The 13,144-nt window shown below is 67.6% G+C and carries 12 protein-coding genes; 7 read left to right on the forward strand and 5 right to left on the reverse strand.

Translation table 11 applies throughout. The features are described from left to right. Positions 1-18: 18 nt before the first annotated feature. Complete coding sequence (locus QMZ26_RS20560) at positions 19-1,266, reverse strand: LysR substrate-binding domain-containing protein (protein WP_345782703.1); 1,248 nt, start codon at positions 1,264-1,266, stop codon at positions 19-21. 101 nt (positions 1,267-1,367) lie between these two features. On the opposite strand from QMZ26_RS20560, the gene QMZ26_RS20565 reads away from it, so the two are divergent. The 6 genes from QMZ26_RS20565 (at position 1,368) to QMZ26_RS20590 (ending at position 7,751) form a co-directional block, all read left to right on the forward strand. After that, positions 1,368-2,039 carry a 4-carboxy-4-hydroxy-2-oxoadipate aldolase/oxaloacetate decarboxylase gene (locus tag QMZ26_RS20565; RefSeq protein ID WP_079221781.1) on the forward strand — a complete coding sequence of 224 codons (672 nt, stop codon included), beginning with the start codon at positions 1,368-1,370 and terminating at the stop codon, positions 2,037-2,039. Beyond that, a complete protein-coding gene (locus tag QMZ26_RS20570; RefSeq protein WP_283222512.1) occupies positions 2,032-3,087 on the forward strand; it encodes a 4-oxalomesaconate tautomerase in 1,056 nt (351 codons plus the stop codon). Before QMZ26_RS20565 ends, QMZ26_RS20570 begins: the two co-directional genes overlap by 8 nt. A 43-nt stretch (positions 3,088-3,130) precedes the next feature. Continuing rightward, a complete protein-coding gene (gene dctA, locus QMZ26_RS20575; protein WP_079221783.1) occupies positions 3,131-4,444 on the forward strand; it encodes a C4-dicarboxylate transporter DctA in 1,314 nt (437 codons plus the stop codon). Positions 4,445-4,531: 87 nt separating this feature from the next. Next, positions 4,532-5,815 (forward strand): carbohydrate porin, encoded by a 1,284-nt coding sequence (locus QMZ26_RS20580; protein WP_283222513.1) that lies wholly within the window; start codon positions 4,532-4,534, stop codon positions 5,813-5,815. 23 nt (positions 5,816-5,838) lie between these two features. Continuing rightward, positions 5,839-6,861: an amidohydrolase family protein gene (locus QMZ26_RS20585; RefSeq protein WP_283222514.1), complete on the forward strand. Its 1,023-nt coding sequence runs from the start codon at positions 5,839-5,841 to the stop codon at positions 6,859-6,861. Continuing rightward, a complete protein-coding gene (locus QMZ26_RS20590) occupies positions 6,861-7,751 on the forward strand; it encodes an amidohydrolase family protein (RefSeq protein WP_283222515.1) in 891 nt (296 codons plus the stop codon). Before QMZ26_RS20585 ends, QMZ26_RS20590 begins: the two co-directional genes overlap by 1 nt. Positions 7,752-7,841: 90 nt before the next feature. Here QMZ26_RS20590 and QMZ26_RS20595 read toward each other — a convergent pair whose 3' ends face one another. The 4 genes from QMZ26_RS20595 to QMZ26_RS20610 are packed head-to-tail and all read right to left on the reverse strand — an operon-like array spanning position 7,842 to position 12,693. Beyond that, complete coding sequence (locus QMZ26_RS20595) at positions 7,842-8,915, reverse strand: chemotaxis response regulator protein-glutamate methylesterase (RefSeq protein WP_079221787.1); 1,074 nt, start codon at positions 8,913-8,915, stop codon at positions 7,842-7,844. Then, a complete protein-coding gene (gene cheD, locus QMZ26_RS20600) occupies positions 8,912-9,508 on the reverse strand; it encodes a chemoreceptor glutamine deamidase CheD (RefSeq protein ID WP_079221788.1) in 597 nt (198 codons plus the stop codon). Before cheD ends, QMZ26_RS20595 begins: the two co-directional genes overlap by 4 nt. Then, a complete protein-coding gene (locus QMZ26_RS20605) occupies positions 9,505-10,374 on the reverse strand; it encodes a CheR family methyltransferase (RefSeq protein WP_108746633.1) in 870 nt (289 codons plus the stop codon). Before QMZ26_RS20605 ends, cheD begins: the two co-directional genes overlap by 4 nt. 33 nt (positions 10,375-10,407) lie before the next feature. Further along, complete coding sequence (locus QMZ26_RS20610) at positions 10,408-12,693, reverse strand: methyl-accepting chemotaxis protein (protein ID WP_283222516.1); 2,286 nt, start codon at positions 12,691-12,693, stop codon at positions 10,408-10,410. 317 nt (positions 12,694-13,010) lie between these two features. Here QMZ26_RS20610 and QMZ26_RS20615 point away from each other — a divergent pair. After that, on the forward strand, positions 13,011-13,144 hold a 134-nt coding region (locus tag QMZ26_RS20615; RefSeq protein WP_283222517.1), incomplete at its 3' end, for a transposase.

Here is a 13,144-nt window from a genome sequence, read left to right on the forward strand (position 1 = left end):
GGCCGGCACTACCAGGGCTCAGCGATAGCGGAAGGGCCAGGCGTCCGGGCCGTCGTTGCTGCGCTCGGCGCAGACCTGGCGGAAGGTCTGCAGGAAGGCCTGCTGCGGTCGCGTGGGGTGCCAGTCGGCGCGGGTGGTCAGGCCGATACGGCGGCGCAGGGCGCGGCCGGCCAGGCCCAGTTCGGCCAGCAGGCCGGCCTGGCGTTCGATCAGGAACTGGTCGCGTGACATCAGGGTCAGCCAGTCATCCTCCAGCAGCAGGCCGCGGGTGATCACCAGCGAGCCGCACTCGATGCGCAGCACCGGTGGCTCGTGGCCGTTGTCGCGGAACATCCGCTCCCAGCGTGCACGCACCGGCGCGCCGGTGGCCGGGATCACCCACGGATAGTCCAGCAGTTGTTCGAAACGCCATGGCAGCTGCGCGGCGAGAGGGTGGTCGGCGCGGCCGACGATGACCGGGTCATCGTCGAACAGGCCTTCCTGCACCACGTCGGGCACCGCGCTGAGGTCGCGCATGGCGCCGACCAGCAGATCCAGGCTGCCTTCGCGCAGGTCGGACAGCAGCTCCGAGAACGGGCCTTCCACCACGTTCACCGTGGCGCCCGGCCAGGCCCGGGCGAACCGGGCCAATGCCTGCGGCAGCAGCAAGGCGCGCGCCAGCGGCATCACCCCAATGGCCAGGCGGCCGCCGTGCTGATCGCGGGTCGCGGCCAGTTCGTCCAGACCGGTGGCCAGCTCGGAAAGCGCCAGGCGGACCCAGCGCAGCAGGCGGGTGGCGGCGGGCGTGGCCAGCAGGGCCTTGCCACGCCGCTGCAGCAGGGGCACCTCGATCACCGCTTCCAGTTCGCGCACCGCGCGGTGCATGGCCGGCTGCGAAACCCCGGCGCGCACTGCCGCGAGCGTGAAGCTGCCCGCGCTGTCCACCGCGTTGAGGGCGCGCAGCTGGCTGAGTGTCAGCCGCCGTTCGATGGTTGCCAGTGCAGGCAGGCGCGCCGCACGCCGGGCCGCGCGTACGCCACGGGCGAGGTAAGCGAGGGCGCGTTCGATGCGCGGTGCAAGCAGGCGCGTCGCTTCGGTGGCGACCATGCCGCCGGGCTGGCGGTCGAACAGCGGCGCATCCAGCTGACGCTCCAGCCGTGCGATGGCCTGGGTGAGTGCGGGCTGGGACAGGTTGAGATGCGGTGCGGCCGCGCTGATGCCGCCGTGCGCGTGCACCGCCACCATCGCGTGCAGGTGTTTCAGGTTCAGCTCGGGCAGTCCATTCATGGCACAACTATAACCAGATTGAATGGGTGGGACGAAAAACGATCTTGAGGGGTCTGCATGGGGCGGAACAGACTGCGCCATCGCCAACGAAGGATGGATGGATGTCCCGCGTCATCACCCGCATCGAGCGCGCCGAACCGGCGCTGATCCAGTCACTGGCCGAGGCCGGCGTGGCCACCGTGCATGAGGCCCAGGGGCGCAGCGGCCTGCTGCACCCGCGGCTGCGGCCGATCTACAGCGGTGTGCGCATCGCAGGCAGTGCGGTCACTGTGTCAGTGCCGCCGGGAGACAACTGGATGATGCACGTGGCCATCGAGCAGCTCGGCGAGGGCGACATCCTGGTGGTGGCACCGACCAGCGACTGCACCGATGGCTACTTCGGCGACCTGCTGGCGACCTCGGCGCAGGCCCGTGGCTGCCGTGGCCTGGTCATCGATGCGGGCGTGCGCGATGTGCGCGAGCTGACCGCGATGGGCTTCCCGGTGTGGAGCCGGGCGGTGCACGCGCAGGGCACGGTGAAGGAAACCCTGGGTTCGGTGAACGTGCCGCTGGTCTGCGGTGGCGCTCTGGTGAATGCGGGTGACGTGGTGATCGCCGACGATGACGGCGTGTGCATCGTGCCGCGCGCCGATGCGGCGCGGGTGGCCGCCGAAGCCCAGGCACGTGAAGCACGCGAGGCCGACAAGCGCGAGCGTCTGGCCCGTGGCGAACTCGGCCTGGACATCTACGCCATGCGTGAGCGCCTGGCCGCCAAGGGCCTGCGCTATGAATAAGGGCGTGCGCGCGATGTGGATGCGCGGCGGCACGTCCAAGGGCGGGTTCTTCCTCGCCCAGGACCTGCCGGCCGATGCCGCCGCGCGTGATGCCTTCCTGCTGCGTGCCTATGGTTCGCCGGACGTGCGCCAGATTGACGGCATGGGCGGCGGCGACCCGCTGTCCTCCAAGGTCGCCGTGGTTTCGCCCTCGCAGCGCGAGGATGCCGACGTGGATTACCTGTTCCTGCAGGTCTTCGTCGACCAGGCGCTGGTGAGTGACGCGCAGAACTGCGGCAACATGCTGGCCGGCGTGGGTCCGTTCGCGATCGAGCGCGGCCTGGTGGCGGCGCGCGATGGCGTGACCGAGGTGCGCATCTTCATGGCCAACACCGGCACCCTGGCAACGGCCAGCGTGCAGACACCAGACGGTGTGGTGAGCTATGCCGGTGACGCGCGCATCGACGGCGTAGCGGGTACCGCCGCACCGCTGCCACTGGCCTTCGAGGACACCGCGGGTTCCAGCTGCGGCGCGCTGCTGCCGACCGGCAACGTGGTGGACGTGATTGACGGTGTGCAGGCCACCCTGATCGACAACGGCATGCCCTGCGTGGTGATGTGCGCGTCCGACCTGGGCATCAGCGGCTACGAGGACCGCGCCACGCTGGACGCGGACGAGGCCTTGAAGGTCCACCTGGAGGCGATCCGCCTGCAGGCGGGGCCGAAGATGAACCTGGGCGATGTGGCGGAGAAGTCGGTGCCCAAGATGATGCTGGTGGCCGCACCTGCCGACGGCGGCGCGATCTGCGTGCGCTCGTTCATCCCGCACCGCTGCCATGCCTCCATCGGCGTGCTGGGTGCGGTGACGGTGGCCACGGCCTGCCTGCTGCCGGCCTCGCCGGCCCATGCACTGGCCCGGTTGCCGGGCGGGCAGGTACAGACCCTGGCGGTGGAGCACCCCAGCGGGGCCACGACCTGCGTGATTGAACTGGACGAGGACGGCCAGGTGGCCCGCGCGGCCATGCTGCGCACCGCACGGAAGCTGTTCGACGGCGCACTGTTCGACTGAACAGGCAGCGCCTTTCTATTCTCTGCGACCTGGGAGGGTTGTTATGACCGTGGTAGGGAAGCGGCCGGGCCGCTTTGGAATCTTTGGCCAGTTGTGGTTCCAGGTGCTGGCCGGCACCGTGATCGGCGTATTGCTGGGCTGGCTGCAGCCGGACCTGGGTTCGGCGATGAAGCCGCTGGGTGATGGCTTCATCAAGCTGATCCGGATGATGATCGGACCGATCATCTTCGTCACCGTGGTGCACGGCATCGCCGGCATGCGTGACATGCGCAGCGTGGGTCGGCTGGCGCTGAAATCGCTGATCTACTTCGAGGTGATCACCATCCTCGCGTTGATCGTCGGCCTGGTGGCGGTGGACCTGTGGAAGCCCGGCGCCGGCATGAACATCGACGCGGCGACCATCGACATGGCCAGCATCCAGGGCTATGTGCACACCGCCCATGACCAGTCGATCGTGGCCTACATCATGGCCATCATCCCCAACACCCTGGTCAGTGCCTTCACCGAGGCGCACGTGCTGCAGGTGCTGTTCGTGGCCGTGCTGTTCGGCGTGGCCCTGGCCGCCGTTGGCGAGCGCGGCAAGCCGGTGATGGACGTCATCGAGAGCGCCTCCGGTGCGCTGTTCAAGATCATCGGCTACATCATGTACGTGGCGCCGATTGGTGCGTTTGGTGCCATCGCCTTCACCGTGGGCCAGTTCGGTGCCGCCTCGCTGCTGTCGCTGGGCGAGTTGATCGTCGAGTTCTTTGTGGTCTGCGGGCTGTTCACCGTGCTGGTGCTGGGCACCGTGTGCTGGTGGACCGGTGCCAGCCTTTGGCGCCTGCTGGGCTACCTGCGCGACGAGATCATCATCGTTGCGGCCACCACTTCCACAGAAACGGTGCTGCCGCGCCTGATCGAGAAGATGAAGAAGCTGGGCTGCGAAGAGGGCGTCGTCGGCTTCGTGATTCCCGCCGGCTACTCGTTCAACCTGGATGGCACCTGCCTGTACCTGACCACGGTGGCGATCTTCCTGGCCCAGGCCACCAATACCGAGCTGACCGTGTGGCACCAGCTGGGCCTGATCGCTGTGCTGCTGCTCACTTCCAAGGGTGCTGCGGGCGTGGCCGGTGCGGCATTCGTGGTATTGGCCGCGACCCTCGGCACCACCGGCACCATTCCGGTGGCCAGCATCGCGCTGATTCTGGGCATCCACCGCATCCTGGCCGAAGGCCTGACCTTCGTGAACCTGATCGGCAATGCCATTGCCGTGCTGGTGATCGCCAAGTGGGAAGGCAAGCTGGATGAGAAGACCATGGCCGCGCAGATCGGCACCCGCCGAACCCGCCAGCGCCTGCTCGGCGTGCAGCCCGCCTGAGGCAATGGCCTGAGTCCTGACGGCCACTGCGGTGGCCTCCATTGAATGCATCACCCTGGCGCCGGTGGCGCCGGGAAGGGAGAGAACATGTCGCAGTTCCTGCGTACCCCGCTGTACCTGCTGCTTGCCAGCGTTCTGGCAACGCCTGCTTTCGCCGCTGAGCGCAGCATCCCCGAGGGCATCGACCTGACCCTGGACCTGGTCGGCAACGTGGCCCACAACCCGGTGGGCGGTGTCGAACAGGGCACCGAAGGTTCGTACTGGGTGATGGCCCAGTCGAAGTTCGACCTGGACAAGCTGTTCGGCGTGCACGGCACCGAGGTGGATGCACAGTGGGCCTGGTTCGCCGGGCGCAACCTGGCGCGCGAGAAGATCGGCAACTCGATCAGCGCGCAGCAGACCTGGCGACCGGTGGCCGGCGGCCGCCTGACCCGACTGACCCTTCGTCACCGTTTCGACAATGGCCTGAGCATCACCGCCGGCCGTGCGCCGGTGAACAGCTACTTCAACAACTCGCCGCTCAACTGCGTGTTCATGAGCAATGCGATGTGCCTGACGCCCTATGGTGCGATCACCGACCTGGGCATCACCGCCTACCCGAACTCGTCCTGGGCAGGCATCGTGCGCTACGACGTGGACGACCGCTGGTATGCGCAGGCGGGCGTGTTCGACTACAACAACGAGCTGAACAAGGCGGGCAAGAACGGCCTGGACTTCTCGGTGGGCGAGGGCACCGGCACGATCAGCGCCTACGAAGTGGGCTACCAGACCTCCTTCGCCAACGACCGCCTGCCGCGGACCTACCGCGTCGGCATGTACCGCAACAGTGATGGTGGCAAGAGTTCGTACTTCGATGCCAACGGCAACTCGGCGGCGCTGACCGGCAAGCCGACGGCCGTGCAGGACGGTGCGCGCATGGGCTGGTACGCGATGGCCGACCAGACGGTGTGGCGCGGTGAAGGCAAGCGCAACCTGGCCGTGTTCGGCCGGGTCTACGTCAACACCGGCAACGAGGCGCCGGTCGATCATTTCGTGTCGGCGGGCTTCGTCAAGACCGGCACCTTCGCCGGTCGTGACCAGGACACCCTGGCCATGTTCGTCTCCAACACGCATTTCAGCGACGAACAGATCGGCTTCCTGCGTGACCGCCGCAGCCGCTACGGCGGTACCGGTGCGCCGCATGCCGACGAGATCATCACCGAGCTCAGCTACGGCTGGGCGGTGAAGAAGGGCATCCGCCTGATGCCGAACCTGCAGTACGTCATCAACCCCGACCCGATCTACGCGCCCACGCGCACCACCAACATCCCCGACGCGCTGATTGTCGGCCTGCGCGTGGATGTGCACTTCGCCCAGCTGTTCGGCTGGTGATCCATCGCCCCAGGAGATCCCCCATGATCATCGACTGCCACGGCCACTACACCACGGCCCCCGCCGGCCACGATGCGTTCCGCAAGGCGCAGGTGGCCCACTTCAACGACCGCTCGCTGCCGGCGGCGGTCTATCCCACGATCAGCGACGATGAACTTCGCGACAGCGTGGAGGCCAACCAGCTGCGCCTGCTGCGCGAGCGCGGTGCGGACATGACCATCTTCTCGCCGCGCGCCAGCACCATGGCCCACCACATCGGCGATGAGCAGGTCAGCGCTGAATGGACGCGCCGCTGCAACGACCTGATCGCGCGGGTGGTTCAGCTGTACCCGGATCAGTTCATCGGCGTCTGCCAGCTGCCGCAGTCGCCGGGCGTGCCGATCGCGCACTCGGTGGCTGAGCTGGAGCGCTGCGTGAACGAGCTTGGTTTCGTCGGCTGCAACCTCAACCCCGATCCGTCCGGCGGCCACTGGGATGGCCTGCCATTGACCGATCGTTCCTGGTACCCGTTCTTCGAGAAGATGGTGGAACTGGACGTGCCGGCCATGGTGCACGTGTCGGGCAGCTGCAATGCCAATTTCCATGCGACCGGCGCGCACTACCTGAACGCCGATACCACCGCCTTCATGCAGTTCCTGCAGGGCGATCTGTTCCGTGACTTCCCCGAGCTGCGCTTCATCATCCCGCATGGCGGTGGCGCGGTGCCTTACCATTGGGGGCGCTTCCGGGGCCTGGCGGACATGCTGGGCAAGCCGCCGCTGGCCGAGCATGTGATGAAGAACGTCTACTTCGATACCTGCGTGTACCACCAGCCCGGCATCGACCTGCTGTTCGAGGTGATCGACATCGACAACATCCTGTTCGGTTCGGAGATGGTGGGCGCGGTGCGTGGCATCGATCCGCAGACCGGCCACTTCTTCGATGACACCCGTCGCTACGTGGATGCGCTGGCATTGTCCGAGGGCGACCGCTGCAAGGTATTCGAAGGCAATGCGCGGCGGGTCTACCCGCGGCTGGATGCACAGCTGAAGGCGAGGGGGCTGTGATGGTCGCGTTCCAGAAGGATGCCGACTGGCTGGACTACTGCGCGAACCCCAGCCGCCCGACGTTCGTGCCGCCGCCGGGCGCGGTGGACGCGCACTGCCATGTGTTCGGTCCGGGCGGTGTGTTCCCGTATGCACCCGAGCGCAAGTACACGCCCTGCGACGCGGGCAAGGCGCAGCTGTTCGCGCTGCGCGACCATCTCGGGTTCAGCCGCAACGTGATCGTGCAGGCGACGTGCCACGGTGCGGACAACCGTGCCCTGGTCGACGCGCTGCAGGCCAGCGGTGGCCTGGCCCGTGGCGTGGCCACAGTGCGCGATACGGTCAGCGACGAGGAGCTGCAGCAGCTGCATGCAGCGGGCGTGCGTGGTGTGCGTTTCAATTTCGTGCGCCGGCTGGTCGATCCCAAGCCGGATGCCTACTACCACGCCATCATCGACCGCATTGCGCCGCTGGGCTGGCACGTGGTGGTGTACTTCGAAGCGGCCGACCTGGCCGAGCGCTGGAACTTCTTCACCTCGCTGCCGACCACGGTGGTGGTCGACCATATGGGCCGGCCGGACGTGAGCCAGCCGGTGGACGGGCCGGAATTCCAGCGTTTCGTGCAGCTGATGGCCGAGCACGGAAATGTGTGGAGCAAGGTCAGCTGCCCGGAGCGGCTGTCGCGGGTGGGGCCGCCGGGGTACGCCGACGTGGTGCCGTTCGCGCGGCACCTGGTGGAACGCTTCCCGGATCGCGTGCTGTGGGGCACGGACTGGCCGCACCCGAACATGAAGGACCACATGCCTGATGATGGGCACCTGGTGGATGTGATTCCCCACATCGCGCCGACGCTGGAGCTGCAGCAGAAGCTGCTGGTGGACAACCCGATGCGGTTGTATTGGGGCGCGTGAGGCGCTGTGGGTGCCGGCCAGCGGCCGGCACTACCCATTGTTCCAGACCAAGTGGTAGTGCCGGCCGCTGGCCGGCAAACCACGATGCAATCAGCCGCGGGCGAGGGCGAGCAGCCGCTCGGCGATCCGCTCCAGCGGCACCTGCTCTTCGGCGGCACCCAGCTTGAACGCCGAACCGGGCATGCCCCAGACCACGCTGGTGGCTTCGTCCTGCACCAGGGTCGGTGCACCGGCCTGGCGCATCTCCAGCAGGCCGCGTGCGCCGTCGTCACCCATGCCGGTGAGGATGGCGCCGATGGCATTGCCGCCGGCGGCCTGCGCCACCGAGCGGAACAGCACGTCCACCGCCGGCTTGTGCCGGTTCACCGCCGGGCCGTCGTCAACGCGGCAACGCCAGCGCGCACCGTCGCGGATGATGCGCAGGTGCTTGCCGCCCGGGGGCAGGTAGGCATGGCCGGGCAGCACGGCTTCGCCATCGCTGGCTTCGCGTACCGCCATGGCCGAGTGGCGGTCCAGGCGTTCGGCGAAGGCCGTGCTGAAGCTGGCCGGCAGGTGCTGGGTCATCACCACGGCCGGGGCATCGGCAGGCAGGCCTTCCAGCACCACGCGCAGCGCTTCGGTGCCGCCCGCCGACGAGCCGATGGCAATCAGCCGGTCGGTGGTGCGGAACTGCGGCGCCGCCGGGCGTACCGCAGGCGCGGTATCCAGGATGAGCTTGGGCGTGGCGGCGCGCATCAGCGGGCGCACGCGCGAGCGCGCGGCCATCTTCACCTTGGCGATGATTTCATCGGCGTAGCCCTGCAGCCCGCGCGCCACGTCGAGCTTCGGCTTGGAGACGAAGTCGACCGCGCCCAGTGCCAGCGCCTGCAGGGTGGTGTCGGCACCGCGCTCGGTCAGCGAGGAAATCATCACCACCGGCAGCGGATGCAGGCGCATCAGGTTTTCCAGGAACGCGAGGCCGTCCATGCGCGGCATTTCCACGTCCAGGGTGATCACGTCCGGCGCCAGGCGCTTGATCTTCTCGCGCGCCAGCAGCGGGTCGGCGGCGGTGCCGACCACATCGATGCCCGGGTCGCTGGACAGGATCTCGGTGAGCATCTGCCGTACAACGGCGGAGTCGTCGACGATCAGGACCCGGCAGGGGGCGTTGCCGGGCAGGGTCATTCGAACAGCTCCACGCCACCGGTGACCGGGGCCTTGGACAGGCGTGCACGCACGGCCGATTCGGTCGCGGCCACTTCGGCTTCGTGCGCATGCGGCAGGCGCTGCACCACCACGCGGCCGGTATCGGCGAAGAACCAGATCTTGCGCGGGTGGATGCCGCACAGGTCCTCGGCGATGATCGGGATGTGCTCGGCCTGCAGGTACTGGCGCACGAACTCGGCGTTGCGGGTGCCCACCGGATTGCTGGTGAAACCCTTGAGCACGTTGGCGCCGCCGAACACCTTTGCTTCGATGCGCTTGCGGTGTGCACCGCGCTTGAGCATGTCGTTGATCAGCAGTTCCATGGCATAGCTGCCATAGCGCGCAGGTGCGCCGTCGCCGGCGTTGCCTTCGGGCAGCAGGAAGTGGTTCATGCCGCCGATCTTCAGCACCGGGTCGCGCAGGCAGGCCGCCACGCAGGAGCCGAGCGTGGTGGTCAGCGCGGTGGTGTCATCGACCACCAGGTACTGGGTCGGCAGCAGCTTGGCGGCGACAGTCTTGAAGCGCGCGTCCTGGTAGCGCATCACATCATCGGTACGCAGCGAGGCATTCACGCGCCGGCCCCCTGTGCGCGGCGGTACAGGGTACGGCCGCAGGGCTGGATCAGGTCGGCCGCGTGCAGGTAGTTCTCCGAATGGCCGGTGTAGAGCAGGCCGTCTTCGTTGAGGTGCTGCACCAGGCGGCCGAGGATGGCGCGCTGGGTCGGCTTGTCGAAGTAGATCATGACGTTGCGGCAGAACAGCGCGTCGAACGGGCCGCCGACGTCGTAGCGCGGGGCCAGCAGGTTGAGCGGGCGGAAGTCGATCAGCTCGCGCAGCGCGGGCAGCACCCGGCACTGGCCTTCGTTGGGGCCGCTGCCCCGCTGGAAGTAGCGACGGCGCAGATCCGGGTCGAGGTTGGTGACGCGGTCGATGTTGTAGACCCCGCGGCTGGCGGTGGCCAGCACCTGGGTATCCACGTCGGTGGCGACGATGCGCACCGGTGGCTTCAGGGTGCCGAACGCCTCGCAGGCCGTGATGGCCATGGAGTAGGGCTCCTCACCGGTGGAGGCGGCGCACGACCACAGCAGCAGCGGGCTGCGGGTGGAGCGCTGCTGCAGTTCCTCGCGCAGCTTGTCGAAATGGTGCGGCTCGCGGAAGAACGAGGTGAGGTTGGTGGTCAGCGCGTTGGTGAACGCCTGCCACTCATCACCACCGTCCTGCTCCAGATGGTCCAGGTACTGCTGGAAACTGCGCATGCCCAGCGTGCGCAGGCGGCGCGACAGGCGGCCGTACACCATGTCGCGCTTTGCCGGCGCAAGGGCGATGCCCACGCGCTGGTAGATCAGGTCGCAGACACGGCGGAAATCACGGTCGGCGAACTCGAATTCGCGGGGGCCGGTGACGATGGGAGTAGGACTTTGCACGGGGGACGTGTCCATCGGCGAGGGTGGCGGCCGCAGCCGCCACCGGGATCAGAATTCCTGCCAGTCGCCGTCGCTGGGGGCGACGAAGCTGGAGCTGGAGGACGGGCTGGAACCGGGGCGCCGGGCCGGGGCCGGCGACGCCACCGGCTGCGCACGGCGCGCGGCCACGGCGGGTGCCGGCTCGATGCGGGCGGTGACGGCCTTCACCGCGGCAGCCACCTGGTTGTCGAGGCGGAAGATTGCCACGGCGTCGGCCAGCTGCGCGGCCTGGTCTTCCATCGCACGCGCGGCAGCGGTGGCTTCCTCCACCAGCGCAGCGTTCTGCTGGGTGGTTTCGTCCATCTGCACCACGGTCTGGTTGACCTGCTCGATGCCCGCGCTCTGTTCCTGCGAGGCGGCGGAGATCTCGGCCATGATGTCGGTGACGCGCTGCACCGAGGCGACGATCTCACCCATGGTGCTGCCCGCCTGGTGCACCAGGCTGGAGCCTTCGGCGACCTTTCCGACCGAGTCGTCGATCAGGCCCTTGATTTCCTTCGCGGCAGCCGCGGAGCGCTGGGCGAGGGTGCGTACTTCGCTGGCAACCACGGCGAAACCACGGCCCTGCTCTCCGGCACGCGCGGCTTCCACGGCGGCATTCAGCGCCAGGATGTTGGTCTGGAAGGCGATGCCGTCGATGACGCTGATGATCTCGGCGATCTTCTTGGACGAGGCTTCGATGGCCGACATGGTGGTGACCACCTGGTTGACCACGCTGCCGCCCTGCGACGCCACGCCCTGTGCGCCGATGGCCAGCTGGTTGGCCTGGCGGGCGTGCTCGGCGTTCTGGCGGACGGTCGAGGTCAGCTCTTCCATCGAGGCCGCGGTTTCTTCCAGGTTGGCCGCCTGCTGTTCGGTGCGGCGCGACAGGTCGCTGTTGCCCGAGGCGATCTCGCCGGCTGCCAGGGTGATGCTGGAGGCGCTGGCCTGGATCTGGCCGACGATCTGGGTCAGCTGGCTGACGGTGCTGTTGGCATCGTCACGCATGCGCGCGAACACGCCCTGGTAGTCGCCCTGCATGCGCGTGGTCAGGTCGCCTTCGGCGATGGCCGACAGCAGCTGCGAGAGCTTGCCGAGGTTGTCATCGCTGACCGCCATCATCGCGTTGAGGTTTTCCAGCATCAGGCGGAAATCGTGATCGAAGCGCTGCGCGTCGCCGCGGCGGCTGAAATCGCCGGCGGCAGCGGCGCTGGCCAGCTGCTTGATCTCGGTATTGATGCGGCCGAGGTTGGCCTTGACCGTATCCACGGCGGTGGTCATGGCAGCCTTCTCGCCCGGGTAGCGGGCGACGTCGCGGCTGAGGTCGCCGACGGCGTACTGCTTCACCACGTCCAGCACGTCGTGCAGGGTCTGCACGTGGCTGCCGACCAGAGTGTTGGTTTCCTGCACCATCAGGCCGTACTCGCCGGGGAAGGCGCTGGCATCGATGCGGTAGCTCAGTTCACCAGCATCGTGGCGGCGGGCCATTTCACGCTGGCCGCTGATGACCGCATGCAGCTGCTGCTGCATGCCCGACATGGCGTCCAGCAGGCGACCGGTTTCGTCATGCGGCTGCGGGCCGATGTGGCTGTCGAGCTTGCCCTTGGCGATGCCCTCGGCAACGGCGGTGGCCTGCTTCAGCGGGCCGGCGATGCGGTTGCCGATGATCCAGCTCAGGCCCAGCACGATCAGCACCAGCGCACCGCCGGCCAGGGTCATCACGCCGGTGAAGGCCCAGGCTTCATGCTGCACGTCGTCCATGTAGACGCCGGTGGTGACCACCCACTGCCACGGTGCGTACATGCCGGCGTAGGTGACCTTGTCGATCAGGCCCTCGCTGCCGGGCTTGCCGGTCCTGTAATAGGTGAAGCCGCCGCCGATGCGTGCCATGCCGACCTGCAGGTAGTAGATCGGCACGCCGTCATCGGAGGTGTAATCCTTCTGCACGGTGCCGACGCGCTTGGGCGCGAAGGGGTGCATCAGCACGCGGTACTGGGTGTCCAGCACGTTGTAGTAATCGGCATCGTTGTTGGCGCGCATCACTTCCAGCGCCTGCAGGGCGGAGGCCTTGGCGGCGTCTTCGCTGAGTTCGCCGCTGGCGGCCAGGCGCTTGTAGTGGTCGAGGACGCCGTAGGTGAGTTCGACCTGGGTCTTCAGGGCGTCCTTGCGGGTCTTGGTCAGGTCAAGGTACTGCATGCGGGCGGCGATCACCGACAGCGCGATCACGCCGATCGCGATGAGCAGCGTCAGCAGGTTGAGCTTGCGCCGGACGGAGAGGTTGCTGAAGTAGTGTTGCCAGCGATGCAGGAGGTTCATGAAGCGGACCAGGTCGAGACGGGCGGGCGGCGCCAGTACCGGTCAGGGCGCGACAGGCCGTGACAGAACGGTTATCGGCAGGGGGCGGGGAGATTTGAGGGTCACGCGCTTTGCGTATTCAGGGTTCCTTGCAGCGGCGGCTGCGGCGCTGCCTGCGGCAGGCTTTTGAGCCAGGGCAACAGCAACAGCAACAGCGGTCTGTCGGCGTTTCGTTACATCGAGGGAGGCGGGCCGGGGTGGGCAGGCAGGACACGCCGTAAACCCTTCCATGAAGTGACCCCCGGGAGTTGGACACCTGATCCGACCCCGAGGGTTACATGAATAGATATGAGGTTTGTTTCAAATTGCAGGTTGCCAAAGAGGCCTGCAGCACTTCCACATCGGTCAAGGCCGTTGCTCGGCGCCATGGCCTGGAGTTCTCTACGGTCAGGCGGTGGGCTGCGACCTACCG

Origin of the sequence: Stenotrophomonas sp. PFBMAA-4 (assembly GCF_030053215.1) — a bacterium.
Lineage (GTDB): Bacteria > Pseudomonadota > Gammaproteobacteria > Xanthomonadales > Xanthomonadaceae > Stenotrophomonas.